This is a genomic window from Streptomyces aurantiacus (assembly GCF_001418335.1).
Classification (GTDB): domain Bacteria; phylum Actinomycetota; class Actinomycetes; order Streptomycetales; family Streptomycetaceae; genus Streptomyces; species Streptomyces aurantiacus.
This window is the reverse complement of the sequence record NZ_LIPP01000234.1, coordinates 1-25241: the sequence shown is the minus strand read 5'-3', so window position 1 is coordinate 25241 and position 25241 is coordinate 1. Positions and strand designations below refer to the sequence as shown.

The following is a 25241-nucleotide window of genomic DNA, read 5'->3' as shown; positions in this document are numbered from 1 at the left end:
CGCCCGCTCAGGCGCCGGGCGTCGTCCGCGGCACCGTCACCGTTACCTTCAGCCCGTGCGGCTCGTGGTGCGCGTACGTGAGGGAACCGCCGCCCGCGGAGAGCAGGGCCCGGGAGATCGACAGGCCGAGGCCCGAGCCCTTGATGTTCTGGTGGCCGGCGCTGCGCCAGAAGCGGTCGCCGACGCGGGTCAGCTCCTCGTCGCTCAGGCCGGGTCCGCGGTCGGTGACGACGATCGTCGAGACCTGGCCGTTGGAGGCCACCCCGACCTCGACGGACTCCCCCTCGGGCGTGAACTTGATCGCGTTGTCGATGACCGCGTCCAGGGCGCTGGAGAGGGCGACGGGGTCGGCCCAGGCGGTCGTGGCGGGGCAGGTCCCGACGAGCCGTACGCCCTTTTCGTCGGCGTACGGCGCCCAGGACGCCACGCGCTCGGCGGTGAGCTCCCCGATGTCGGTGAGCCGCAGGTCCGCCTCGGCGTGCTCGGCGAGAGCGAGGTCCAGGAGGTCGTCGAGGACGTGGGCGAGGCGCTTGCCCTCCGTACGGACGGAGGCGATCTCCTCGTTGCCCTCGGGCAGTTCCAGGGCGAGCAGTTCGATGCGCAGCAGCAGGGCGGACAGGGGGTTGCGCAACTGGTGCGAGGCGTCGGCGACGAAGGCGCGCTGCTGTTCCAGGACGTCCTCGACGTTGTCGGCCATCTCGTTGAACGACCGGGCCAGACGCCTGAGTTCCGGCGGCCCGCCGGCGACCGCGACCCTGGACTTCAGGCGGCCGGTCGCGATGTCGTGGGTGGTGGCGTCGAGGACGCGTACGGGCCGCAGCACCCAGCCGGTCAGGCGCAGCGCGGCGCCGAGCGCGAGGAGCATCGCGCCGATCTCGCCGGCCCCGATGACGTACCAGCCGTGCAGGATCTCCGAACGCATCTGTCCGGTGGGCGAGTCGGTGACCACCACCGCGACGACGTCACCGTCCCGGATGACGGGGGACGCGACGACGAGACGGTCCTGCTGCCACGGCCAGACCTGCTCCGGGTCGTGGCTGCGGCGGCTCTGCAGCGCTTCGTCGAAGGCGTCGCGCACCTCGCCGTCCCTGGGGAGGTACCAGTCCTCCGGCGCGTGCGCCATGACCTTCTCGTCGCGGTAGAAGACGCCGACGTTGATGCCGTACAGCTCCTGGTAGACACGGAGTTCCTGCTTGAGCGTCTCACCGCGCTGTTCCGGGGAGTTGACCCGTGAACCCTCCGGACGGTCGGCCACGAACTGGGCCAGGGACGCGAAGCGTGCCGTGTCGTCGATCCGGTCGACGACCACGTTCTGCTGCTGGGCCGCCGCCAGGCTCACGGCGAGGGGGACGCCCAGGGCGAGCAGAATGGCCGCCATCAGGACGATGAGCAGCGGAAGAAGGCGTGTGCGCACCCGGGCCCGCTACACGGTGGGCGCGACGAGCCGGTATCCGACGCCCCGCACGGTCTCGATCAGGGCCGGCATACGCAGCTTGGAACGCAGCGACGCGACATGCACCTCCAGGGTGCGGCCGGTCCCCTCCCAGCTGGTGCGCCAGACCTCACTGATGATCTGCTCCCGCCGGAACACCACTCCGGGCCGCTGAGCGAGCAGCGCCAGCAGATCGAACTCCTTGCGGGTCAGCTGGACCACCGAACCGTCGACGCTGACCTGGCGTGTGGGCAGTTCGATGCGTACGGAGCCGAGGTGCAGCGCGTCCTCCCCGGAGCCGGCCGCGTCGTCGGGGACGGTGCGCCGACTGACGGCGTGGATACGGGCGAGGAGTTCGCCGGTGTCGTAGGGCTTCACCACGTAGTCGTCGGCGCCGAGGTTGAGGCCGTGGATCCGGGAGCGCACGTCGGCACGCGCGGTGACCATGATCACGGGTGTGCTGGTCCGTTTGCGGATCTTGCCGCAGACCTCGTATCCGTCCTGGTCGGGCAGTCCGAGGTCGAGGAGCACCACTCCGAAACCGTCGCCCTCCGGGACGAGCGCCTGGAGGGCCTCCGCGCCGCTGCGGGCGTGCGTGACAGTGAAGCCGTGGCGTGCGAGGACCGCGGACAGAGCGGCGGCGACGTGGTTGTCGTCCTCGACCAGGAGCAGTCGCATTACGGCCCCCTTCGGTTCATCGTTCGTACGTACTCGGTGGGTAGAGCTGTGGAGCAGGGCACACGCGCGCGTGTCCCCTGGCAGTCAGGCCGATGGACGCGGACGGCGTCAAGCGTGTTCGGGGCGCGGCCCACTTCCGTTACGCAGCCGGTACTCAGCAGTGGGCCCGCAAGATGGCCTTCACCAATTGTGTCCGCGCACTGCCGGATCGTTATGCTCAATTCTCGCTCAGATGTGATGACGCTGGTCGTACGGCGTCACTACTGTCCTCCGCAACCGAGGAGGACGGAGCAAGAGGCCGATGACCGAAGTATCGGTGACCAAGGACGCCGTACCCGCGGCCGATGATCTGGTCGTACTGAAGAACGTCAACAAGCACTTCGGTGCGTTGCATGTACTTCAGGACATCGATCTGACCATCGCCCGTGGTGAGGTTGTCGTGGTCATCGGACCCTCTGGGTCCGGAAAGTCCACCCTGTGCCGCGCGATCAACCGCCTGGAGTCGATCGAGTCGGGATCCATCACGATCGACGGAAAGCCACTGCCCGAGGAGGGCAAGGCGCTCGCCCGCCTGCGCGCCGACGTCGGCATGGTCTTCCAGTCCTTCAATCTGTTCGCGCACAAGACAGTGCTCGAAAACGTGATGCTGGGCCAGCTCAAGGTCCGTAAGTCGGACAAGAATGCCGCGGAGGAGAAGGCGCGCGGGCTGCTCGACCGGGTGGGCGTCAGCGCCCAGGCGGACAAGTACCCGGCGCAGCTCTCCGGCGGTCAGCAACAGCGTGTAGCGATCGCACGGGCGCTGGCGATGGGCCCCAAGGTCATGCTCTTCGACGAGCCGACATCGGCTCTCGACCCGGAGATGATCAACGAGGTCCTGGAAGTGATGCAGCAGCTCGCGCGTGACGGAATGACGATGGTCGTCGTCACCCACGAGATGGGATTCGCCCGTTCGGCGGCCAACCGCGTCGTCTTCATGGCGGACGGACGCATCGTCGAAGAGGCTGTGCCGGACCAGTTCTTTAGCAATCCGCGCAGTGACCGGGCGAAGGACTTCCTGTCGAAGATCCTGCACCACTGACGGCTCACGTCACCCGCTTACGTCACCCGCACGCCGGATCGCACTTCTTCACCACTCAAAGGATGCTCATCATGAAGCTTCGCAGGGTCACCGCCGCCTCGGCTGCCGTCCTCGCGCTCGCTGTCGCCGCCACCGCGTGCGGTTCGGACGACAAGGACGACAGCAGCGGCTCCTCCTCAGGAGGCGGCAACAAGAAGATCACCGTCGGCATCAAGTTCGACCAGCCCGGCATCGGCCAGAAGACGCCGCAGGGCTACACGGGCTTCGACGTCGACGTGGCGACGTACATCGCCAAACAGCTCGGCTACAGCGAGGACCAGATCCAGTGGAAGGAGGCGAAGAGCGCCGACCGCGAGACCATGCTCCAGCGTGGTGACGTCGACTTCATCGCCGCCTCCTACTCGATCAACGACGAGCGCGCGGCGAAGGTCGACTTCGCCGGCCCGTACCTCCTGGCCCACCAGGACGTGCTGATCCGCGCCGACGACAAGTCGATCAAGTCGCCGGAGGACCTCAACAGCAAGAAGCTGTGTTCGGTGACGGGCTCGACCTCGGCGCAGAACGTCAAGGACAAGCTCGCCCCGAAGGCGCAGCTGCAGCAGTACCCGACGTACTCGGCGTGTCTGACCGGTGTGCAGAGCGGTGCCATCGACGCGCTGACCACGGACGACTCGATCCTCGCCGGTTACGCCTCGCAGGCGAACTTCAAGGGCAAGTTCAAGCTCGGCGGCTTCAAGATGACCAACGAGAACTACGGCATCGGCGTCAAGAAGGGCAGCGACCTCAAGGCCAAGATCAACACGGCCCTGGAGAAGATGGTTTCCGACAAGTCGTGGGACAAGGCCGTGGAGGCCAACTTCGGCCCGGCCGAGTACGAGAACGAGCCCGCCCCGAAGATCGGCAACATCGTCAAGTGAAGCGGGATCCGACCTGACCGGTGCGCCGTCCTCCGGGGCGGCGCACCGGTCAGGAGGAACCCTCCCCACACGCGGAAGCGCGGGAGATCGTGTTCGATTTTCTTGAAGGTTACAACCTGTGGGAAGCCTTCTGGACGACGGTGCAACTGACCGTTGCGTCCGCCGTCGGCTCCCTGATCTGGGGAACTCTGCTGGCCGCCATGCGAGTCGGTCCAGTGCCTCTGATGCGCGGTTTCGGTACCGCCTACGTCAATATCGTGCGGAACATTCCGCTGACAGTGATCATTCTGTTTACATCCTTGGGCCTCAACCAGACGTTCAGAGTCACCCTCGGCTCCAGCAACTTCGACACCACCAACTTCCGGCTCGCGACGCTCGGAATGATCGTGTACACCTCGGCGTTCGTGTGTGAGGCGCTGCGGTCCGGCATCAACACGGTGCCCGTGGGCCAGGCCGAGGCGGCACGTGCCCTCGGTCTGAACTTCACGCAGGTGCTGACACTCGTGGTGCTGCCCCAGGCGTTCCGTTCGGTCGTCGGTCCGCTGGCGAACGTCCTGATCGCATTGACGAAGAACACCACGGTCGCCGCCGCCATCGGCGTCACCGAGGCCGCGCTGCTGATGAAGAAGATGATCGAGAACGAGGCACAGCTCCTCCTGATCTCCGCGGTCTTCGGGTTCGGATTCTTGTGTCTGACACTGCCGACCGGTCTGATCCTCGGCTGGGTGAGCAAGAAGGTGGCGGTGAAACGATGAGCTCGGTCCTCTACGACGCCCAGGGCCCGAAGGCCAAGCGGCGCAACGTCGTCATCTCGGTGCTGTTCGTCGTCGTCCTCGCCGCGGTGCTGTGGTGGATGTACGACCAGTTGGACAAAAAGGGCCAGCTTGAGTGGGTGCTGTGGAAGCCCTTCGTCCATGGAGAGGCCTGGAGCACGTACCTCTGGCCGGGTCTGCTGAACACGCTCAAGGCCGCGGCGCTCTCCATGGTCATCGCGCTTCCGCTCGGAGCGTTCCTCGGTATCGCCCGGTTGTCCGACCACGCCTGGGTGCGTGTCCCGGCCGGTGTCGTGGTCGAGTTCTTCCGCGCCATCCCGGTGCTGGTCCTGATGATCTTCGGCCTGGCGATGTTCTCCGAGTACACGAACATCAGCACGGACGACCGTCCGCTCTACGCGGTCGTCACCGGTCTGGTGCTCTACAACTCCTCGGTCCTCGCCGAGATCGTCCGGGCGGGCATCCTGTCGCTGCCCAGGGGACAGGCCGAGGCCGCGTCGGCCATCGGTCTGCGCAAGAACCAGGTCATGCGGTTCATCCTGCTGCCGCAGGCGGTCACGGCGATGCTCCCGGCGATCGTCAGTCAGCTCGTGGTGATCGTGAAGGACACGGCGCTCGGTGGCGCGGTCCTCACCTTCCCCGACCTGATGGCATCCGTCAGCTCGATGAGCTCGTACTACGGCGCAAACACCATCGCCAGCTTCACGGTCGTCGCGTTGATCTACATCGTGATCAACTTCTCGCTCACGACCTTCGCGAGCTGGCTGGAGCGCCGGCTGCGTCAGGCCAAGAAGTCCACCGGCGCCGTCGTCGGAGCGGACACGGTGGTAGAGCTCAGCACTCCGGGTGAGCACATGGAAGGGCCCAAGTAGGCAAGCCCTGCGAACAGGGCGCACGTAGCGCGGAACTGACGAGTTGTGAGCAGCCGGAGGCAGTGGCGTGATCGCCACTGCCTCCGTCACTTGACGCAAGCACCGGCAGTAGGTTGCATACGTTCTGTGATCGTGTACCCCGCTCCACCTGCAAGTCCCGGTAAGACACTCAGGACGCCGCTCCGGGCAGGGGGTACCGCGCCGTGGACCCGGTGATCATCGTCGGAGCGGGGCCCGTAGGACTCACGCTCGCCCTGGCGCTGGCGCGTCAGGAGGTCCCATCGGTCGTCCTGGACGAGGGTTCCGGGACCGACGAACAGCGGCTCGCGCGTACGGCCGTCCTGCGTGAGGACACCGCCGCGCTGGTCGGGCGGCTTGCGGGCTTCCCCGTCGCCGAGGCCGGTTTCCGTTGGGCCGGATGGCGGTCGATGCGGCGCAAGCAGGTGATGCGGCAGATCACGTTCGGCGAGGACGACCCCGCGCTCCTGCACATCCCCCAGCACGTTCTGACCGCCGCCCTGCGGACCGCGATCGCGGCCGAAGGCCTGGTCAAGATGTCCGTGGAGAGCCGTCTCGACTCCGTCGAGCAGGAGACCGCGGGCGTCACGGCGCACACCCGGGGCCCCCAGGGCACGTGGTGGCGCGGCAGCTTCCTGGTCGGCTGCGACGGTCCGCGCTCGACGGTCCGCAAACTCCAGGACATCCGCTTCCCCGGCCGCACCGCCGTGGAACGCCACGCCGTCGCCGCACTGCGTACGGAGCTCCCGTGGCCCGGCCAGGCGTTGCTGCACCGCCTGCCGCCGTGGCGGACCTCGGGCCCCTCGGTCGCCGAAGTGACGGCGCGCCCCCTCGCCGAGGACCTCTGGCGGATGGACTGGCTGCTGCCACCGGGGAAGGACCTGGTCACACCGGACCTGCTCGTGGCGCGCGTCCGGGAGACCCTCGCGGGCTGGAGCGGGGGCACCACCCCGCCGTACGAACTGCTGGACACCGGCGTCCACACGGTGCACCACCGGCTGGCGCGCAGGTGGCGGGCCGGCCGGGTCTTCCTCGCCGGGGACGCGGCGCACCTGCTCGGCGCGCTCGGCACCCAGGGGCTCGACGAGGGTCTGCGGGACGCCGACAACCTCGCGTGGAAGCTCGCCCTGGCCTGGCACCACGGGCCGCACGAGGCACTGCTCGACAGCTACCAGGTGGAGCGGCGCGCGGTCGTCGCCGCCCGGCTGCGCGCCACGGACCAGGCCCTGCCGGTGTTGCGTGCCGGCGGCCTGCGGTCCGCGGTGCCCGGGTCGTCCCGCGGCCATGACGCACTGCTCACGGAGGGTCACCTGGGGCGCGGCGCGCTCGGTGCGCCGGGCACGTACGCCGATGCGCCGCTCGCGCCTCCACGCGCCGAGTCCTCGGTCGAGGTCGGCACGGCGGTGGGCGCTCCGGTCGCCGATGTACGGGTGACGGCGGAGGACGGTTCCGCCGTGGCGCTGCGGGACCGGCTGGGCCGGGGGGCGCTCCTCGTGCTGCTGATCGCGCCGGGCACCGTGGTGTGGGCACGCAAGCACTGGGTGACGGCCGGGATCATGCCGCGGCTGGCCGCCGCCGTGACCGCGCTGCCGCACCGGGCGGAGCTGCTGGTCGCCGAGAGCTACCCGGGCGCGGCCGCGCACACGGTGCTGCTGATCCGTCCGGACGGGCACCTGGTCACCGCGTTGGGCGGGGTGCGCCCGGCGGACCTGTACGAGGCCGCTGAGGCGGCTCTTGGCGGCCCCCGGGCCACGGCGGAGGCCGCCGCGAGCAGGTCCTGAGAGGCTCTGCGTCCAACCCCTGACATCGAGTTGACCGGTCCGCACCGTCATGGTGTACTCCGGATCGTGATCGACACCTGCGTGCACCTGTGGCGGAGGGTCCATATGGACCTCGTCCGCTATGCGGGCTGCGTGTGTCGCCCGTCCTGCTGAATTCGCATTCCTCTCCATCCCGCGCGCGAGGCCCTGTACTGCCGCGCGCACCCACGCGAACGCTCGTCAGGACGGTACCCGTGTCTGTGTCACCTTCTGTTTCCACCTCCACCGCCATCTCCGCTTCCACCTCGGCTTCCATTGCCGCCTCCGTCGACTCTGCGGTCTCCGCGCCGGCCGGTGCTCCCACACAGGCCGAGCTGCTGGACTTCGTGCGGCGCACGGCCGCCGACGCCGAGCTGATCGCCTCCCTGCCGCTCGATCCCGAGGGCCGTACGTGGGTACGCCTGGAAGGGCCCGGTGGCAGCGAGGCCTGGCTCATCGGCTGGCCGCCCGGCACGGGCACCGGCTGGCACGACCACGCCGAGTCGGTGGGCGCTTTCCTCACCGCGTCCGGCGAGCTCAAGGAGAACTCGCTCGTCGCGCGGCTGCCCACCGACGGCTGGAAGACCCTCGAACTCAACGAGGGGATCGACCGCGAGCGGCGTCTGTCGGCCGGCAAGGGCCGTGCCTTCGGCCGCCACCACGTGCACGAGGTCCTCAACGAGTCCGCCGAGGAGCACGCCGTCTCCGTTCACGCGTACTACCCGCCGCTGCCGCGCATCAGCCGCTACAGCCGCACCGGCCAGATCCTGCGCCTGGAGCAGGTCGAACGTCCCGTGGACTGGCAGTGACGGTCGAACGTCCCGTGGCAACCGAACGTCCTGCGACCGTCGAACCTCCCGTGGGGATCGACGAGTTGCTGGAGCGGGTCCGTGCGGGCCTCGACCGGGTGGCGGCGGCAGCCGCCCACGAGGCCGCGCGATCGGGCGACGCCCTGCTCGTCGACATCCGGTACGCGGCGCTGCGCGAGCGCGACGGTCTGATTCCCGGAGCGCTCGTCGTCGAGCGCAACGAACTGGAGTGGCGGCTCGATCCCCGGGGCAGCCATCGCGCTCCCGAGGCCACGAGCCACGACCTGCGCGTCGTGGTCGTCTGCAACGAGGGCTACGCGTCGAGCCTCGCGGCCGTGTCCCTGCGGCAGTTGGGGCTCCACCGGGCCACGGACCTGGTGGGCGGCTTCCAGGCCTGGCGAACCGCCGGACTGCCGGTGAACAGGTGAACACGGCCTAGGCATGGCCAGGGCAACGGCCTGGGCAGCCTCGCCCGAGGCAGCTACGGCCTCGCTGTCGGCCTCGCCTGCAGATGCCTGCGGCTGCGGCTACGGCTGTGGCTGCCGCTACATCTGCGGCTACATCTGCGGCTGCGGCTGCGGCTGCGGCTGCGGCTGCGGCTGCGGCTGCGGCTGCGGCTGCGGCTGCGGCTGCGGCTGTCAAAGCCCAAACACACAGAGGAGCCGTCCGTCACGCGTATCCGGTCGGCTCCTTGGGCATAGCTAGCGGTGGGGGCCCCTTCACGTAAGGGGCCCCCACCATTGCGTACCGCCCCTTACCTCCTACTCCCTGGCCGTCGCCGCCGTGACGGGTCGGACCCTGAGGGCCACGCGGCCGGGCAGCGCGGTGGCGACGAGGGCGAGCAGTCCGGCGGAGGCCACCACTGCGACGTACACCAGCGGCGTGACAGCCGGGGCCGCACTGCCTGTCATCCCGACGCTGAAGGCCGTGAGGACGGCGAGCGCGATTCCGCTGCCCAGGACCGTGGCGAGCAGCAGAACCGACAGCGCCTCGGTCCGCAGCATGCGCAGCACCTGACGGCGGGTGGCGCCGGCGAGACGCAGCAGCGCGAACTCCCGGACGCGTGCCGAGACCGACATGGCGAGCGTGTTGACTACCGCGATGGCGGTGAAGGCGAGTACGAGGCCCATGGCGAAGTAGTTGACCTCGGCGTTCGCCTGCTGCCGTGCGGCCTGCAACGAGTCCGCGGTGGCCGGTGAGACGACCCGGACCCCTGGGAACTTCCCGACCACGGCCGACAGTTCTTCCTCCGAACGGGAGGTGGAGACGAGGACCGCGGCAGCGAGCGGGTTGTCGACATGCCGGGCGATCAGGTCGTGGGCCATGGTGAGGTCACCGAAGCCCAGCCCTTTGGCGTAGACGGCGGCGACGGTGAGGGTGACGGGCGTGCCGTCGCCCAGGGTGAGCTTCAGTGTGCTGCCGGGCTTCAAGTGGAGCTGGTCCGCGGCCAGTTCGCTGACGGCGACGGTGTCCTTGGCGAGCTCGGTGAGGGAGCCGGCGGTGACATCGGGGTCCCAGGTGCGCGTCAGCCCCTGGGGGGTGACGCCCTGCGCCGCGTACTTGGCGAGCCCGGCACGGACGGTCGTGCGGACGACCTCGGTGGCGACGTCGTGGTCCGTACGGAGCTGCTGTGCGGCCTTCGCCGGGACGCCGGGACCCTGCGCGGCGAGGACCCAGTCCGCGCGGATGCCCTCACGGGCCTGGCCACGGGCGGCGTCCCCCAGGGTCGGCTGGACGAAGAGGACGGTGCAGGTCATACCGATGAGGAGGGTGAGCGGGGTGACGACGGAGGCCATGCGGGCGGCGTTGCCGCGCAGGTTGGCGGTGGCGAGCCTGCCGCCCGGACCGGTGAGTCGCAGCGGGCCGCCCAGGATCACCGCGGCCGCCCTCACCAGGAGCGGGCCGAGCAGCGCGACGGCGGAGGCAAGGACCACAACGGCCAGGAACGTCACGGGCGTCGAGGCCGGCTCGGTGCGCAGCACGCTGAGTACGGCGACGAGAGCCGTGCCTCCGGCCAGCAGCACGAGCCCCGCGAGGACACGGCCCCAGGCGGGTCGGGTGAGCGCGGACCCGGCCTCGGCCTCGGTGAGTGCCTCGGCCGGGCGAATACGGGCGATGCGGCGGGACGACACACGCGCGGCCGCCCAGGCACCGCCGAGGGTGGCGGCGACCGCGGCGAACAGCGGGAACACGCTGACCGTGTGCTGAAGCGTGGCGGGAACGGCACCCAGGTCGACGAACCTTCCGTGCAACCAGCCGCCCAGCGGCAGCCCGGCGAGCGCTCCGGTGACGCCTGCGGCCGCGCCGACCAACAGGGCCTCCCGGCCGAGGAGCTTGCGGACCTGTCCTGAGGTGGCGGCGAGGGCGCGCAGCAGGGCGAGTTCGCGGTGCCGTTGCTGGACGGAGAGCGCGAAGGTGCCGACGACCACGAGGACGGCGACGAGGAGGGACGTACCGCCCATCGCGCCTCCCATGCTGACGAGCTTGATCCGTGCGGCGGCCGCGTCCAGGAACTCGACGGGGCCCCGCTCGTCCCCCACACTGACCTGCGCGGTGGTGCCGTGCAGCGCCTTGGTCACGGCCGATTCGAGGGTGGCGGTGTCGGTGCCCCTGGCCGGGACGACGCCGAAGGCCGTGACCTTGCCGGGATGCGCGGCCAGGCGCCGGGCTTCGGCGGCCGAGAAGAAGAGGGAGGTCTGGTGCCGTACGCCGTCTCCGGCCGGGACCGCGATGCCGGTGACGCGATACGTGCGCGGGCTCTGCGTGGACTGGACGGTGAGGCGGTCGCCCGGCTCGATCCGGGCGCGGTCGGCGAGGTAGCGGTCCACGACCAGATCACCCGCCGCTCGGGGAGGGGTGCCGGTGGCGAGGGTGTACGGGGTGAGGGCCGCGGAGTCCCAGGCATGGCCGTAGGCGGTCCGCCCGCCTGTGCCGGTGGGTGTCAAGGGCTGAGCGAGGAAGGTCAGTTCGGGGACGACACGAGCGGTGCCGGGGACCGCGCCGAGCCGCGCTGTGAGGTCTTCCGGCAACCAGGCCCGTTCAGCGATGGGTTTGGCCTTGTGCTTGGTCTTTGTCTTGCCCTTCTTGTGCTTGACGGTGGTTCGGTGGACGTTCTGGTCGGCGGAGACCACGACGGGAGCGGCGGCGTACCGCTCTGTACGGATGGTGCCGCGCAGCCCGGTTTCGAGGAGGGTGCCGCAGGCGGAGATGAGGGCGGCGGCACACATCAGGGCGAGGAAGGCGCCGAGGAAGCCGCCTTTGCGGTGCCGGACAGTCTGCAGGGCGTAGCGCAGCATCATGGCGTCCCGGCCTCTTTTCTGTCGTCTTCGTCTCTGTCGTCTTCGTCTTCGTTGGGTTCGCCGTCGGGGGCGGCACCGGGTGGGAGATCGCCCGCGGCGTCGGTCCGGGCGGGAAAGGCGAGGAACCGGGTGAGTACGGTGCGGGCGCCGGCCGGGGTGTCGGCCTCGGGGCGCTTGTACCGGTTGAGGAGGGCGATGTACTCCTCGAAGAACGTACGGAGTTCGGGGAGCGTCAGCCGGATCGTGCCGCGTGAGTACGGGAAGGCGTCGGCCCATGGTTCGTCGCCCGCGTGCCGCTGGAGCTGCTCGAAGAGTTCGAGGTCGGCGGCGTAGGCGTGGTGGTTGAGCTCGTCCATCACGAGCCGCATCTCGGGGCTCTGGCGGCTGCGGGGCGGAAAGCGGCGGTCGCCGGGAACGGCCCGCCACCAGCGCTCCCGGCCCTGCCCGTGGGCATCCGTCTCCTCGACGAAGCCGTAGCGTGCGAGTTCACGCAGGTGGTAGCTGGTGGCCCCGGTGTTGAGTCCCAGTGCTCGGGCCAACGTCGCGGAGGTGGCCGGGCCGTGCACGGTGAGGTGCTGCAGTATCCGCTGTCGGCGGGGCTGTGCGAGTGCTTTGAGCGCGGCCAGGTCGGAGAGCTCGACCGGGCCGCGGCCGGTCTCCTCGGGTGCGGAAGACGCGCGTCCTGGTTCCGTGGGGCCTGCGGCGCCGGGTTGCTGTGCCATGCGTACACAGTCGTCTGTGCACAGGTATCTGTGCACTGCGGTGGTCCGGCGTCCGGGGCAGGGGGTTAACCCCACCCCACCCTTGCGGCGGCCCGCAGCACGGTTCCGGGCCCGAACGCGATGGGCGCCCCCGCGCGCCCACCGTGCCCGAAGCCCGGAACCGTCGGACCGGAACCGTCGGACCGGGAACTGACGGACCCAGAACTGACGGGTCCACACCCAGCGGTCCCTGAGCCAACCACCCCAAGCCGACCGCCGACTCAGCACCGCCCAACCGCGAGCCGACTGACCTGAACGCTCGCCTCAAAGCCGCTCACCTCGAAGCCGCTCGCATCGAGCCGATTACCTCGCGAACCAGCAGCGCAGCGCCATCCGCCCTCGAAGCCCCGTCTCGGAACCCTGCGAAGCCGAAGCCCCAAAGAGTTTCCCTCTCGAAGCTCCCCTCAGCCCCCCTCGCAGCTTCCCCCTCAGAGCCCCTCATCGCCGAGGAACTCCGTGTCCTCGCCCTCTGCGCCCTCTTGGCCCTCTTCCTCCAGCGCCTGCCGGACCACGCGGAGAGCTGTGCCCTGGGGGTAACCCTTGCGCGCGAGCATGCCGGCGAGGCGTCGTATGCGCTTGTCGCGGTCGAGGCCGCGTGTGGCACGCAGTTTGCGGGCCACGAGCTCGCGTGCGGTCGCCTCCTCCTGATCGGAGTCGAGCTGTGCGACCGCCTCGTCGATCAGCGTGGAGTCCACGCCCTTGGTCCGCAGTTCCCTGGCGAGCGCCTGCCGGGCGAGGCCCCGGCCGCGGTGGCGGGACTCCACCCACGCGTCCGCGAAGGCGGCGTCGTTGATCAGCCCGACCTCTTCGAAGCGGGACAGCACCTCGTCCGCCGCCTCGTCCGGGATCTCGCGCTTTCGCAACGCGTCCGCGAGCTGTTTGCGCGTGCGCGGGGTCCCGGTGAGCAGGCGCAGACAAATCGCGCGCGCCCGTTCGACCGGGTCCCCCGGAGACTCCCCCTTCTCGGCCCTCGACGAGGGAGGGATGCCTCCGTCCTGTGTGCCGCCGGACGATTCCCCGAAGCCACGCCGCCGACCGCGCGCCCGTCGAGCACGGCCTCCGCGGCTCGGGTCGCTCTCGTCCCCCGGCCCGCCGTCCCGCTCTTCGTCGTCCCCGTACGGCCAGTCGCCGGTGTCGCGCCCTGAGCCGCCGCCCGGCGAGCCTTGCGCCTCCCGCCGACCGTCACCCCAGGTCCTGCCGGCACGGCGTCGCGAACCGCCGACCGGCCGACGGTCGTCCCCCTGGTCGCCCGCGTCCGCGGCGCCGGTCCCGAACGGCTCGTCACCGCCGTACGGTCCGCCGTCTCCATACGGTCCGCCGTCTCCGTACGCGCTGTCCCTGTCTTCGGCAGCACCGGTGTCTCCCCCGTGGCCCTGCCCTTGGGAGGCGACGGGGTAGACGTGCTCGGCCCAGTCCGTTCGTCGTGTCACGGACTAGCTCTTGGCCGCCGCGGCCTTGGGCTTGACGGTCTTGGCCGCGGGAGCGGGGACCGTCTTCGCGGCCTCGCCGGGAGCGACCGACACCGCAGCGTCCGCGCCGGGCTCGGCGGTGGGCTGCTCCGGCTTCACACCGACGCCCAGCTTCTCCAGGATCTTCTTCTCGATCTCGTTGGCCAGGTCGGGGTTGTCCTTCAGGAAGTTGCGCGCGTTCTCCTTGCCCTGACCGAGCTGGTCGCCCTCGTACGTGTACCAGGCGCCGGCCTTGCGGACGAAGCCGTTCTCCACGCCCATGTCGATCAGGCCGCCCTCGCGGCTGATGCCCTGCCCGTAGAGGATGTCGAACTCGGCCTGCTTGAAGGGCGGCGCCACCTTGTTCTTGACGACCTTGACGCGGGTGCGGTTGCCGACCGCGTCGGTGCCGTCCTTCAGGGTCTCGATACGACGGATGTCGAGGCGCACCGAGGCGTAGAACTTCAGGGCCCGGCCACCGGTCGTGGTCTCCGGGGAGCCGAACATCACGCCGATCTTCTCGCGGAGCTGGTTGATGAAGATCGCGGTGGTCTTCGACTGGTTGAGCGCGCTGGTGATCTTCCGCAGGGCCTGGCTCATCAGACGGGCCTGCAGACCCACGTGCGAGTCGCCCATCTCACCTTCGATCTCCGCACGCGGCACAAGGGCGGCGACGGAGTCGATGACGATCAGGTCGAGCGCGCCGGAGCGGATCAGCATGTCCACGATTTCCAGGGCCTGCTCGCCGTTGTCCGGCTGCGACAGGATGAGGTTCTCGATGTCGACGCCGAGCTTTTTCGCGTACTCGGGGTCGAGGGCGTGCTCCGCGTCGATGAAGGCCACCTGGCCGCCGGCCTTCTGCGCGTTCGCCACGGCGTGCAGGGTCAGGGTCGTCTTGCCGGAGGACTCCGGGCCGTACACCTCCACCACTCGGCCGCGCGGCAGGCCGCCGACACCGAGGGCGACGTCGAGTGCGGTCGACCCGGTGGGGATGACCTCGATGGGCTCGTTCGGCCGCTCGCCGAGGCGCATCACCGCGCCCTTGCCGAATTGCCGTTCAATTTGTGCGAGTGCGGCGTCGAGCGCCTTCTCGCGGTCGGTTCCTGCCATGGGTTCCACCCGATTTGCTTGAGTCGATCGCTTCACGTCAAAGACGCTAACGCCTGCCACTGACAATCCGCCCCGACGCCCGTCCAGCCTGTGGATAACTCGGGCACTTCCGCATGAAATCCCCGCTTGCATCCCGCCTCAGGCTTCGCCGGAGCCTCCATAAGAATGGATGTTCGATTTCAGTGTCAAGCGCACCACACGCTCCGGCCGGAGTGTGTCGCGGCCCGCGCCGCCCGGCTGTTCCAGGGGCGGACGGACAGTGCGAGACGGTGCCAGGACGTCCAGGAGAGGGGTCTAGGAGGGAGGTCTGGGCTCCTGGGAACCCTGGGAGCTGCCCCGCAGCAGGCGTCGTATGCGCTTGAGGAGGGTGCCTGAGCCCGGTTCACGGCGCCCCTGCGCCCGCGGGCGCCCTTGCACCCGCGGGTCGTCCGTGACGTCGTACCGCTTCACGTACGCCCCCAGGAAGGCCTGCAGTGTGGCGATCACCGGGATGGCGATCAGTGCGCCGACGGCTCCGAGCAGGGCGGTGCCGGCGATGACCGACCCGAAGGCGACCGCCGGATGGATGTCCACGGTCTTCGCGGTCAGCTTGGGCTGCAGCACGTAGTTCTCGAACTGCTGGTAGATCACGACGAAGACCAGCACCCACAGCGCGTACCAGGGGTTGACCGTGAAGGCGATCAGCATCGGCAGGGCGCCCGCGAGATACGTACCGATGGTGGGGATGAACTGCGAGACCAGGCCCACCCAGACGGCGAGCACGGGCGCGTAGTCCACACCGAGGGACTCCAGCAGGATGTAGTGCGCCAGGCCGGAGACGAGGGCCATCAGGCCGCGCGAGTAGATGTACCCGCCGGTCTTGCTGACGGCGATCTCCCACGCGCGCAGGACCTCCGCCTGCCGGGCCGGCGGCAGCACCGAGCACAGCGCGCGCCGCAGCCGCGGGCCGTCGGCGGCGAAGTAGAACGCGAACAGCGTGATCGTCAGCAGCTGGAAGAGGCCGCCCAGCACCTGCGCGGACACGTCCAGGACGCCGGTCGCACTGTTCTGCACGTACTTCCGCAGCCAGTCGGAGCGCAGCAGGCTGTCCTGGATGTCGACGCGGCTGAGCTCCGTGTGGAAGGTGGTGTTGATCCAGCTGATCACCGAGTCGACGTACTTCGGGAAGTCCTCGACGATGTCGATGATCTGCCCGGCGAGCATCGAGCCGAGCAGGGCGATGAAGCCGGCACTCACGATCAGCAGGATGAGGAACACGAGCCCGGTGGCCAGTCCCCTGCGCATGCCGAACGAGGCCATCCAGCTCACCGCGGGCTCGATGGCGAGGGCCATGAAGAACGCGATCAGGATGTTGATCAGCAGCCCGGTCAGCTGGTGGAAGGCCCAACTGCCCAGTTGGAAACAGGCGATGAGGGCGAGCGCGAGCACCATGGCCCGCGGCAGCCAGCGCGGCATGCCACCACCCCTCGCGACCGCCCCTGCGGCCGGCGGCCCGGGAGGTGTCGTACCGAGCGGGGATGCGTGCTGTCCGACCTGCGCGCTCTCATCTGTCGATGCCACGGGCCAAGTCTCGCCCACGCCACCGACAATCGAACCCGTTCCCGGGGATCTTCGTGGTCGCTCAGCGCGATTCGGGGGGAACGTTCACCGCCGTACAGACCGCGCGCCACACGTCCTTCGCCTCCCAGCCCGCGTCCAGCGCCTGCTGCACCGTACGTCCGCCGAGTTCCGACATGACGTGGTCGCGCGCGAAGGTGTCGGCGTACTCCGCACCGAAATGATCCGCCATCCGCTCCCAGAAGACCGTCAACCGCATGCCTCCAGTATCCCGCCCCTGAGGGTGGGCCCGAGCCGGGACCGCTTGCCGAGAACGCTTTCCGTCCTACGGTCTGACCCATGGCCGAATCAGGAGCATCCCCACTCCCCCCGACGCCCCCGGCGCACACTCCCGTCGCCCGCGCCGAGCATTTCGTGTGGCTCACCGCGCGCGTGCTGGAGCAGCGGCGTTTCGAGTACCACTTCCTGGGCGGCGGCGCGGACGCGGTCGAGACCGCGCTGTCCGCCTACCGCAACGAGGACGACGGGTACGGCCACGCGCTGGAACCCGATCTGCGCGGCCCGGTCAGCCAGCCCCTGCACGTCGGGCACGCGCTGCGCGTCCTGGACTCGATCGGGCGCTGTGGCGGACAGCGGGTGGAACGCGTGTGCCGCTATCTGACCTCCGTCTCGACACAGGACGGCGCGCTGCCGGCGATCCACCCGAGCCAGCGGGGCTATCCGTCGGCGCCCTTCGTGCCGATCGTGGACGACCCGCCCAGCGAACTGCTCGCCACCGGCCCCGTGGTGGGCCTGCTGCACCGCAACGAGGTGTGGCACGCCTGGCTGTTCCGGGCCACCGACTTCTGCTGGCAGGCGGTGGAGTCCCTGGAGAAGACGCATCCGTACGAGATCGAGGCCGCCGTAGCCTTCCTGGACTCCGCGCCCGACCGCCCGCGCGCGGAGGCGGCCGCCGACCGGCTCGGCCGTCTGGTGCGCGAACAGCGGCTCGCGGTGCTGGATCCGGAGCACATCGAGGCGTTCCCCGTGGCACCCGGTTACGCGCCGGGGGAACGCCATCTGCCGCACGACTACGCGAAGACCCCGGGCTCCCTCGCGCGCGCGTGGTTCACCGACGAGGAGATGACCCGCTCCCTGGACTTCCTGGAGGCCCAGCAGCAGGAGGACGGCGGCTGGCCGATCCGCTGGCGCCAGTGGGCACCGGGTACCGCCCTGGAGGCACGCCCGATCGTCACGATCGAGGCGCTGCGCACCCTACGGGCGTACGGGCCGCCCATCGGCTGAAGCCTTCACCCTGCCCTCTCCTCAATGCCCTTTTCCTCCCCTTCCCCCCTGCCTTCAGCCCGTCATCGCCCGCACCCCTGCCGTGACCAGCACGGCGGCGGCCACGACCAGCAGGAAGGGGGCACGCAGAAGCAGCGCCACGGCCGCCGCCGCGAGCCCCACCGCCTTGGCGTCCAGCACCAGGACGCGGCCGTCGGCGAATGTCTGCTGGGCCGTCAGGGCGGCCAGCAGGGCGACGGGCAGCAGGGCGGCCAGCCGCTGGACGAGCGGCCGCTCCAGAACGCCCGCGGGGATCAGCAGCCCGATGAGTTTCACGGCGTAGCAACCGACGGCGGTCACCGCGATGGCGATCCAGATGTTCAACTCTTCTCCTCCGCCGTGTCGGGCTCGTCCGCGGCCTGAGCGCGCGTCCTGCGGCGACCGTCGGCCCAGAGTGCGAACGGGGCGGCCAGCGCGGCCGCCAGGACGGGGACACCGGCAGGTAGTACAGGCAGCAGGCCGAGCCCGAGAAGGACCGCGAGGCCCGCGACCGCCCGTTCCAGGGTGGTCCTGAGCATCGGCGCGAGAAGCGCCAGGAAGACGGCGGGTCCGGCCGCGTCCAGACCCCACGCGTCGGTGTCGCCGATGGCCTCGGCGCCCAGCGCGCCGAGCAACGTGGTCAGATTCCACAGCACGTAGAGCGACAGGCCCGTGACGGTGAACCCGATCCGCACGCTGCGTCGCGTGGGCTGGGCGAGGGCCACGGCCGTGGTCTCGTCGATGACCCACTGAGCGGCGAACGGGCGCACCGCGCGCGGGAGGGCCAGCAACTGCGACAGTCGCAACCCGTAGAACGCGTTGCGCACTCCCAGGAAGAACGCGCCCGCGGCGGCCGTGAACGGGTTGCCCCCGCCGGCCAGCGCCCCCACGAGGGCGAACTGCGAGGCGCCGGTGAAGACCAGAAGGCTGAGGGCACAGGTCTGCAGCACGGTGAGTCCGCTGCCCGCCGAGGTCACCCCGAAGGCGAAGCCGGAGAGTCCGACGGCCACCCCGACGCCGAGGGCGTCCCGTACGACGGCGGCGTCGGGTTTTCCGCCGTCTTCACTTCGTATGTCCGCGAGAGCTGTTTCTTCTGCCACGCCTCGGACCGTAGGCGGGACGTCTCCCGCGGGTCTTGTACGTTCTTGCGCTCGCGCTGGTATGCGCCCGGAGGCACGCCCACGATCCGGGAGAAGTGCCGATTGAGGTGCGGCTGGTCGGTGAACCCCACGGTGAGCGCCGCCTCAGCGGGCAGGACTCCCGCGTCCAGCAGCCGGCGTGCGCGCCGCACACGGATGTCGGTGAGCCACGCGTGCGGGGGCATGCCGTAGGCGTCCCTGAAGGCGCGCAGCAACGCGAAGGGACTGGTCCCGAGATCACCGGCGAGCCGTTCCAGCGTGGGCGGCCGTACGATCCGCTCTTCGAGAACCGCACGCGCGCGTGCCGCCATCTGAGCCCCGGCCGTCCGCGGCACCCGCTGCGGCAGCGTTCCGCCGTTCGTCCTCAGCAGCCGGGTCACGGCCACCCGCAGCAGCGTGTCGGCGGCGAGCGCGTTGCCCTCGTCGGCGGCGCGCAGCACCTGATGGACCAGCGTCACGGCGTACGGATCGTCGACCACCGGGCTCACGAAACCGGGAGCGCCACGAAGGACGGTGGTCTCGGCGGCGATCTCCGCCACCAGTTCGGGCGACGGGTAGACCGCCCCGTACCGCCAGCCCTCGGGAACACCGGCACGCCCCGTGTGCGGGGTGTCGGGATTGACCAGCGCGAGAGCGCCGGCCCCGGCGTACTGATCGGCACCACCGTGATGGAAGACCTCTACGCCGTCAGCGATGGCGGCGATGACGAAGTTCTCGTGCGTGTGCCGGACGAAGGTCTTCCGGACATACCGGGCCCGCAACAGATCGACACCGGGCAACTCCGCATACTGCCAGTGCCGAGCCCGCTCCTTCCCCGTACCAGCCATGCCCTCATTCTCCGCCATCGCGCCGGACAGCAGCGAACACGCGCAGCCTCCCCGCTGCCGCAGTCGCCCCAGAGACCCCGCAGCCGCCCGACGACCGAAGGGGACGGTCCGGGGGTGTCCGCCCGCAGCGGATGGCGCGTCGACTCGTGCCCCATTGCTAGCAAGCCGATTCCGCGCCAGACCGAGGACGGACACCCCCGGGCCGGCCCCGACCCAGGCCGACGGCAGGCGCAAACGCACCGGTAGCGACCGATCACGTCACAGATCACAGATCACAGCGGTAGCCCCCCTCGCAAGCCACGACCGCGGCCGATCCGCGCAGGTCAGCGCCATTGTCAGTGCCCGGGTGCAGGATGGACGCATGGTCAGCTCCGCACACCGAGCCCTGGACGGCTTCTCCCCCGCGACCCGCGCCTGGTTCACGGGGGCCTTCGACGCGCCCACCGAGGCCCAGGCCGGCGCGTGGCAGGCCATCGGCGAGGGCTCGGACGTGCTGGTGGTGGCCCCGACCGGTTCCGGCAAGACCCTGGCCGCGTTCCTCGCCGCCCTGGACCAGCTGGCCTCGACACCGCCACCGGCCGACCCGAAGAAGCGCTGCCGGGTCCTGTACGTATCCCCGCTCAAAGCCCTCGCGGTCGACGTGGAACGAAACCTGCGCAGCCCCCTCACCGGCATCCGGCAGGAAGCGGTGCGCCTGGGGCAGCCCGAGCCGGAGGTGAAGGTCGGCATCCGCTCCGGCGACACCCCGCCCGCCGAGCGCCGGGCGCTGGCCATCCGCCCGCCGGACATCCTGATCACGACTCCGGAGTCGCTGTTCCTGATGCTCACGTCGGCCACGCGCGAGGCGCTGACGGGCATCGAGACGGTGATCCTGGACGAGGTGCACGCGGTCGCGGGCACGAAGCGCGGCGCCCACCTCGCCCTGACCCTTGAGCGGCTCGACGAACTGCTGCCGCGCCCGGCGCGCCGGATCGGTCTCTCCGCCACCGTCCGCCCGGTGGACGAGGTCGCCCGCTACCTCTCCCCACACCGCAAGGTGCAGATCGTCCAGCCCCCGTCGGGCAAGGAATTCGACCTCTCCGTGGTCGTGCCCGTCGAGGACCTGGGCGAGCTGGGCGGTTCCCCGGTGGCCGACTCCAACGAGGGCGCGGAGAAGCCCTCTATCTGGCCGCACGTCGAGGAGAGGATCGCCGACCTCGTCCAGTCCCACCGCTCGACGATCGTCTTCGCCAACTCCCGCCGCCTCGCGGAGCGCCTCTGCAACCGGCTCAACGAGATCGCGTACGAGAGGGCGACGGGCGAGCCCCTGGAGGAGCACCACTCGCCGGCCGAGCTGATGGGCGGCTCGGGCGCGGCCCAGGGCGCCCCGCCGGTCATCGCCCGCGCCCACCACGGCTCGGTCTCCAAGGAGCAGCGCGCCCTCGTCGAGGAGGACCTCAAGGCGGGCCGCCTGCCCGCGGTGGTGGCCACCTCCAGCCTCGAACTGGGCATCGACATGGGCGCGGTGGACCTCGTCATCCAGGTCGAGTCCCCGCCCTCCGTGGCCTCCGGCCTCCAGCGCGTGGGCCGCGCGGGCCACCAGGTCGGGGCGGTCTCCACGGGCGTGGTCTTCCCCAAGTACCGGGGCGACCTCGTCCAGGCCGCCGTCGTCACCGAGCGGATGCGCACCGGCTCCATCGAGTCCCTCCGCGTCCCCGCGAATCCGCTGGACGTGCTGGCCCAGCAGATCGTCGCGATGACGGCGCTCGACACCTGGCAGTACGACGACCTGCTGACCACGGTCCGCCGGGCGGCACCGTTCGCTTCACTCCCCGAGTCGGCGTTCACGGCGGTGCTCGACATGCTCGCGGGCCGATACCCGTCCGACGCCTTCGCCGAACTGCGCCCGCGCGTGGTGTGGGACCGGGTCGCCGGTACGGTCACGGGTCGCCCCGGCGCACAGCGCCTCGCCGTCACCTCCGGGGGCACGATCCCGGACCGCGGCCTCTTCGGAGTGTTCCTCGCCGGCTCCGACCCCAAGAAGGGCGGCGGCCGGGTCGGCGAGCTCGACGAGGAGATGGTCTACGAGTCCCGGGCGGGGGACGTCTTCACTCTGGGCACCAGTTCCTGGCGCATCGAGGACATCACCCGCGACCGTGTCCTGGTCTCCCCCGCGCCCGGTGTGCCGGGCAGGCTGCCGTTCTGGAAGGGCGACCAGCTCGGGCGCCCGCTCGAACTGGGCCGCGCGCTGGGCGCGTTCCTCCGCGAGGTCGGCTCGATGCCCGAGGACGATGCCCGGCTGCGGCTCCTCGCCGCGGGCCTGGACGCCTGGGCGGCGGACAACGTCCTGTCCTACCTCGCCGAGCAGCGAGAGGCCTGCGGCCACATCCCGGACGACCGCACCATCGTCGTCGAGCGGTTCCGCGACGAGCTGGGCGACTGGCGGGTCGTCGTGCACTCCCCCTTCGGTGCCCAGGTCCACGCCCCCTGGGCGCTCGCGCTCGGTGCCCGTCTCTCCGAGCGGTACGGCATGGACGCGCAGGTCATGCACGCCGACGACGGCATCGTGCTGCGCCTCCCGGACGCCGACCTGATGAGCCTGGACCTGCTCGACCAGGAACCCGTGAAGCTGGGCACGGAGTACGACGCCGAACAGGCTCCAGTGGGCGCGGCGGACGTCACGTTCGACAAGGGCGAGGTCAACCAGATCGTCACCGACCAGGTCGGCGGCTCGGCGCTGTTCGCGTCCCGCTTCCGCGAGTGCGCGGCCCGCGCCCTGCTCCTGCCGCGCCGCAGCCCGGGCAAGCGCACCCCGCTGTGGCAGCAGCGCCAGCGCGCCGCCCAGCTGCTCCAGGTGGCCAGCGAGTTCGGCTCCTTCCCGATCGTCCTGGAGGCGATCCGCGAATGCCTCCAGGACGTCTTCGACGTACCGGGGCTCGTCGAGCTGATGGGCGACGTGGAGTCCCGCAGGGTACGGCTCGTCGAGGTCACGACTCCCGCACCGTCCCCGTTCGCCCGTTCCCTGCTGTTCGGTTACGTCGCCCAGTTCCTGTACGAGGGCGACTCGCCCCTCGCCGAGCGGCGCGCCGCGGCCCTGTCACTGGACTCGCGCCTGCTCGCCGAGCTCCTCGGCCAGGCGGAGCTGCGCGAGCTCCTGGACGCGGACGTCCTGACCGAGCTGGAGCGCGAGCTGCAGTGGCTGACCGAGGACCGCCGGATCAAGGACGCCGAGGGGGTCGCGGACCGGCTGCGGATGCTCGGCCCGCTCACCGACGCCGAACTGGCCGAGCGCGGAGCCGAGCCGGAGTGGGCCCGCGAGCTGGCCGCGACCCGCCGTGTCATCCGGGTCCGCCTCGCCGGGGCCGACCACTGGGCGACGATCGAGGACGCGGGCCGGCTGCGGGACGCGCTCGGCACCGCGCTGCCCGTCGGCGTCCCCGAGGCCTTCACCGAGCCGGTCAAGGACCCGCTCGGCGATCTCCTCGCCCGGTATGCCCGTACACACGGCCCGTTCACGTCGACCGCCGCGGCGGCACGCTTCGGCCTCGGTACGGCGGTCACCGAGGGCGCCCTGCAGCGGCTGGCGGCGAGCGGCCGTGTCGTACAGGGCGAGTTCCATCCGGCGGGGATCGGCCAGGAGTGGTGCGACGCGGCGGTACTGCGCAGACTGCGGCGCCGTTCGCTCGCGGCGCTGCGCCACGAGCTGGAGCCGGTGCCGCCCGCCGCACTCGCGCAGTTCCTGCCGCAGTGGCAGCACCTGGGCAGCGGGCACGGGCTCCGCGGACTCGACGGACTCGTGCGCGCCATCGAGCAGTTGCAGGGCGCCTCGGTGCCCGCGTCGGCGCTGGAGAAGCTCGTCCTGCCGTCCCGCGTCTCGCACTACGCTCCCGCGATGCTCGACGAGCTGACCGCCGCGGGCGAGGTGGTCTGGGCCGGAGCCGGCGCACTGCCCGGCAAGGACGGCTGGGTCTCCCTGTACCTGGCGGACGCGGCGCCGCTCCTCCTGCCTCCCGCGCATCCCCTGGAGCTGACCGCGCTCCACCAGTCGGTCCTGGACGCCCTCTCCGGTGGCTACGGCCTCTTCTTCCGCCAGATCACCGACCAGGTCCGGGCCACCACGCATCCGGACGCCACCGATCCCCAGCTGGCCGACGCCGTCTGGGACCTGACGTGGTCGGGCCGCCTGACGAACGACACACTCGGCCCGATGCGCTCCCTCCTGGGCTCGGGCCGCACCGCGGGCTCCACCGCGCACCGCGCGAAGCGCGCGGTGCCCCGCGGGCGGTACGGAAGCCTCACGGCCGCCGCGCGTCCCACCTCGCGCACGGGCCCGCCGACCGTCGCGGGCCGCTGGTCGCTGCTGCCCGACCGGGAACCCGACGCCACGCTGCGCGCCCACGCCCTGGCCCGCACCCTGCTCGACCGGCACGGTGTGGTCACCCGGGGCGCGGTCGCCGCGGAGGGAGTGGAAGGCGGCTTCTCCGCCGTCTACCGCATCCTGTCCGTCTTCGAGGAGAGCGGCCAGGCCCGCCGCGGCTACGTGGTGGAGGGGCTCGGGGCCGCGCAGTTCGCGATGGACGGCGCCGTGGACCGGCTGCGCGCGGCGGCCACCGCCCGCGAGCGGGGTGAGTCGCTGCCCGACGCCGGTTTCCCGGGGGCTCCCTCGCTCGGCCACTCGGGGGCGCACACGCCGGGCACGCCGGGCCCCTTCGACGGCCCCGCCGGCCACCCGGATCCCTTCGCCGACGACATGGGCTTCCCGTCCCCCGATGCCATGAGGCCGGACAACGACCCATATTTCCTGGGCGGCGACGGTTCAGGCCCACCCTTCGCCCCCGACACCTCGACCACCTGGAACGCCGCGACACCCTCAGCACCCTCACCACCCGGCTCCCCACGGAGTTACGCGTCCCCCTACGCCGACTCACCCCGCTCGGCCCCGCACGCCTTCCCCGGAGGCCCCGCCGCCCGCACCCGCGCGAACAGCGCGAACCGCGCCGTCGTGCTGGCCGCGGCCGATCCCGCGAACGCCTACGGCGCGGCCCTCCCCTGGCCCGAGCCCCCGACCGACGCGGGCCACAAGCCGGGCCGCAAGGCAGGTTCCCTGGTCGTGCTGGTGGACGGCGAGCTGACCCTCTACATGGAGCGCGGCGGCAAGACACTCCTGGCCTGGCCCTCCGCACCGGACGAGACCGCCCTGCACGACGCACGCCTGCGCACGGCCGCCGAGGCGCTCGCCTCGGCCGCCCGCGCGGGTTCCCTCGGCACGGTCACGGTGGAGCGGGTCAACGGCGCCTCCGCGCTGACGTCCGAGTTCGGCACCCTCCTGGAAGGTGCCGGATTCCACGCGACCCCCCGCGGACTACGCCTGCGCGCATGAAAACACCCGCCCACCGACGGCACGCGTCCACGCCACCACTCAGCCCGCCCCCCTCCCCCACAC

General features: G+C 70.8%; 21 protein-coding genes. 10 read left to right on the top strand and 11 right to left on the bottom strand.

The window, feature by feature from the left end; genetic code table 11:
- Nucleotides 1-7: 7 nt before the first annotated feature.
- Complete coding sequence (locus tag AOK01_RS28175; protein WP_055516572.1) at nucleotides 8-1414, bottom strand: sensor histidine kinase; 1407 nt, start codon at nucleotides 1412-1414, stop codon at nucleotides 8-10.
- Between the two features lie 9 nt (nucleotides 1415-1423).
- Nucleotides 1424-2110 carry a response regulator transcription factor gene (locus AOK01_RS28170; protein WP_055516570.1) on the bottom strand — a complete coding sequence of 229 codons (687 nt, stop codon included), beginning with the start codon at nucleotides 2108-2110 and terminating at the stop codon, nucleotides 1424-1426.
- A gap of 301 nt (nucleotides 2111-2411) precedes the next feature.
- Between AOK01_RS28170 and AOK01_RS28165 the strand changes: the two genes are divergently transcribed.
- From AOK01_RS28165 to AOK01_RS28135, 8 genes are all read left to right on the top strand, one after another.
- A complete protein-coding gene (locus AOK01_RS28165; RefSeq protein ID WP_055516568.1) occupies nucleotides 2412-3188 on the top strand; it encodes an amino acid ABC transporter ATP-binding protein in 777 nt (258 codons plus the stop codon).
- 71 nt (nucleotides 3189-3259) lie between these two features.
- Nucleotides 3260-4105 (top strand): glutamate ABC transporter substrate-binding protein, encoded by an 846-nt coding sequence (locus tag AOK01_RS28160; protein ID WP_055516566.1) that lies wholly within the window; start codon nucleotides 3260-3262, stop codon nucleotides 4103-4105.
- Between the two features lie 89 nt (nucleotides 4106-4194).
- Nucleotides 4195-4860, top strand: coding sequence for an amino acid ABC transporter permease (locus AOK01_RS28155; RefSeq protein ID WP_055516564.1), 666 nt, complete (start codon nucleotides 4195-4197; stop codon nucleotides 4858-4860).
- Nucleotides 4857-5750, top strand: coding sequence for an amino acid ABC transporter permease (locus AOK01_RS28150; protein ID WP_055516563.1), 894 nt, complete (start codon nucleotides 4857-4859; stop codon nucleotides 5748-5750). Before AOK01_RS28155 ends, AOK01_RS28150 begins: the two co-directional genes overlap by 4 nt.
- Nucleotides 5751-5953: 203 nt before the next feature.
- Complete coding sequence (locus AOK01_RS28145) at nucleotides 5954-7549, top strand: FAD-dependent monooxygenase (RefSeq protein WP_055516561.1); 1596 nt, start codon at nucleotides 5954-5956, stop codon at nucleotides 7547-7549.
- Nucleotides 7550-7615: 66 nt separating this feature from the next.
- Complete coding sequence (locus tag AOK01_RS46640; RefSeq protein WP_356162854.1) at nucleotides 7616-7702, top strand: putative leader peptide; 87 nt, start codon at nucleotides 7616-7618, stop codon at nucleotides 7700-7702.
- 140 nt (nucleotides 7703-7842) lie between these two features.
- Nucleotides 7843-8376 carry a cupin domain-containing protein gene (locus tag AOK01_RS28140; protein ID WP_107099937.1) on the top strand — a complete coding sequence of 178 codons (534 nt, stop codon included), beginning with the start codon at nucleotides 7843-7845 and terminating at the stop codon, nucleotides 8374-8376.
- Between the two features lie 14 nt (nucleotides 8377-8390).
- Entirely contained in the window at nucleotides 8391-8804 is a 414-nt protein-coding gene (locus AOK01_RS28135) for a rhodanese-like domain-containing protein (protein ID WP_245702444.1), read from the top strand.
- Nucleotides 8805-9137: 333 nt separating this feature from the next.
- On the opposite strand, the gene AOK01_RS28130 is transcribed toward AOK01_RS28135, so the two are convergent.
- From AOK01_RS28130 to AOK01_RS28105, 6 genes are all read right to left on the bottom strand, one after another.
- On the bottom strand, nucleotides 9138-11675 hold the full coding sequence (locus tag AOK01_RS28130; protein ID WP_055516560.1) for an ABC transporter permease: 2538 nt from the start codon (nucleotides 11673-11675) through the stop codon (nucleotides 9138-9140).
- On the bottom strand, nucleotides 11672-12397 hold the full coding sequence (locus tag AOK01_RS28125; RefSeq protein ID WP_055516558.1) for a winged helix-turn-helix domain-containing protein: 726 nt from the start codon (nucleotides 12395-12397) through the stop codon (nucleotides 11672-11674). Before AOK01_RS28125 ends, AOK01_RS28130 begins: the two co-directional genes overlap by 4 nt.
- Before the next feature lie 467 nt (nucleotides 12398-12864).
- Nucleotides 12865-13866 (bottom strand): recombination regulator RecX, encoded by a 1002-nt coding sequence (gene recX, locus AOK01_RS28120; RefSeq protein ID WP_055516556.1) that lies wholly within the window; start codon nucleotides 13864-13866, stop codon nucleotides 12865-12867.
- Nucleotides 13867-13869: 3 nt separating this feature from the next.
- Nucleotides 13870-14994: a recombinase RecA gene (recA, locus tag AOK01_RS28115; protein ID WP_055516554.1), complete on the bottom strand. Its 1125-nt coding sequence runs from the start codon at nucleotides 14992-14994 to the stop codon at nucleotides 13870-13872.
- A 294-nt stretch (nucleotides 14995-15288) separates the two neighbouring features.
- On the bottom strand, nucleotides 15289-16554 hold the full coding sequence (locus AOK01_RS28110) for an AI-2E family transporter (RefSeq protein WP_079103824.1): 1266 nt from the start codon (nucleotides 16552-16554) through the stop codon (nucleotides 15289-15291).
- Between the two features lie 61 nt (nucleotides 16555-16615).
- Nucleotides 16616-16810, bottom strand: a complete 195-nt coding sequence (locus tag AOK01_RS28105) for a DUF3046 domain-containing protein (RefSeq protein WP_055516551.1) — start codon at nucleotides 16808-16810, stop codon at nucleotides 16616-16618.
- Between the two features lie 80 nt (nucleotides 16811-16890).
- Here AOK01_RS28105 and AOK01_RS28100 point away from each other — a divergent pair, with 80 nt between their 5' ends.
- On the top strand, nucleotides 16891-17835 hold the full coding sequence (locus tag AOK01_RS28100) for a hypothetical protein (RefSeq protein ID WP_055516550.1): 945 nt from the start codon (nucleotides 16891-16893) through the stop codon (nucleotides 17833-17835).
- Nucleotides 17836-17889: 54 nt separating this feature from the next.
- Here AOK01_RS28100 and AOK01_RS28095 read toward each other — a convergent pair whose 3' ends face one another.
- The 3 genes from AOK01_RS28095 to AOK01_RS28090 are packed head-to-tail and all read right to left on the bottom strand — an operon-like array spanning nucleotide 17890 to nucleotide 19819.
- Entirely contained in the window at nucleotides 17890-18198 is a 309-nt protein-coding gene (locus AOK01_RS28095) for an AzlD domain-containing protein (RefSeq protein WP_055516548.1), read from the bottom strand.
- On the bottom strand, nucleotides 18195-18926 hold the full coding sequence (locus AOK01_RS41745) for an AzlC family ABC transporter permease (RefSeq protein ID WP_245702445.1): 732 nt from the start codon (nucleotides 18924-18926) through the stop codon (nucleotides 18195-18197). Before AOK01_RS41745 ends, AOK01_RS28095 begins: the two co-directional genes overlap by 4 nt.
- On the bottom strand, nucleotides 18827-19819 hold the full coding sequence (locus tag AOK01_RS28090) for an AraC family transcriptional regulator (RefSeq protein ID WP_055516596.1): 993 nt from the start codon (nucleotides 19817-19819) through the stop codon (nucleotides 18827-18829). Before AOK01_RS28090 ends, AOK01_RS41745 begins: the two co-directional genes overlap by 100 nt.
- Nucleotides 19820-20180: 361 nt before the next feature.
- Here AOK01_RS28090 and AOK01_RS28085 point away from each other — a divergent pair, with 361 nt between their 5' ends.
- Nucleotides 20181-25178, top strand: coding sequence for an ATP-dependent helicase (locus tag AOK01_RS28085; protein WP_055516546.1), 4998 nt, complete (start codon nucleotides 20181-20183; stop codon nucleotides 25176-25178).
- Nucleotides 25179-25241: the final 63 nt, after the last annotated feature.

Bases quoted from the DNA above. Each gene is read 5' to 3' on its own strand.
- AOK01_RS28130 (WP_055516560.1), bottom strand. From the start codon at position 11,675: ATGATGCTGCGCTACGCCCTGCAGACTGTCCGGCACCGCAAAGGCGGC.
- AOK01_RS28105 (WP_055516551.1), bottom strand. From the start codon at position 16,810: ATGCGGTTGACGGTCTTCTGGGAGCGGATGGCGGATCATTTCGGTGCG.
- AOK01_RS28150 (WP_055516563.1), top strand. From the start codon at position 4,857: ATGAGCTCGGTCCTCTACGACGCCCAGGGCCCGAAGGCCAAGCGGCGC.
- AOK01_RS28100 (WP_055516550.1), top strand. From the start codon at position 16,891: ATGGCCGAATCAGGAGCATCCCCACTCCCCCCGACGCCCCCGGCGCAC.
- AOK01_RS28165 (WP_055516568.1), top strand. From the start codon at position 2,412: ATGACCGAAGTATCGGTGACCAAGGACGCCGTACCCGCGGCCGATGAT.
- AOK01_RS28125 (WP_055516558.1), bottom strand. From the start codon at position 12,397: ATGGCACAGCAACCCGGCGCCGCAGGCCCCACGGAACCAGGACGCGCG.
- AOK01_RS28160 (WP_055516566.1), top strand. From the start codon at position 3,260: ATGAAGCTTCGCAGGGTCACCGCCGCCTCGGCTGCCGTCCTCGCGCTC.
- AOK01_RS28170 (WP_055516570.1), bottom strand. From the start codon at position 2,110: ATGCGACTGCTCCTGGTCGAGGACGACAACCACGTCGCCGCCGCTCTG.
- recA (WP_055516554.1), bottom strand. From the start codon at position 14,994: ATGGCAGGAACCGACCGCGAGAAGGCGCTCGACGCCGCACTCGCACAA.
- AOK01_RS28090 (WP_055516596.1), bottom strand. From the start codon at position 19,819: ATGGCTGGTACGGGGAAGGAGCGGGCTCGGCACTGGCAGTATGCGGAG.
- AOK01_RS28085 (WP_055516546.1), top strand. From the start codon at position 20,181: ATGGTCAGCTCCGCACACCGAGCCCTGGACGGCTTCTCCCCCGCGACC.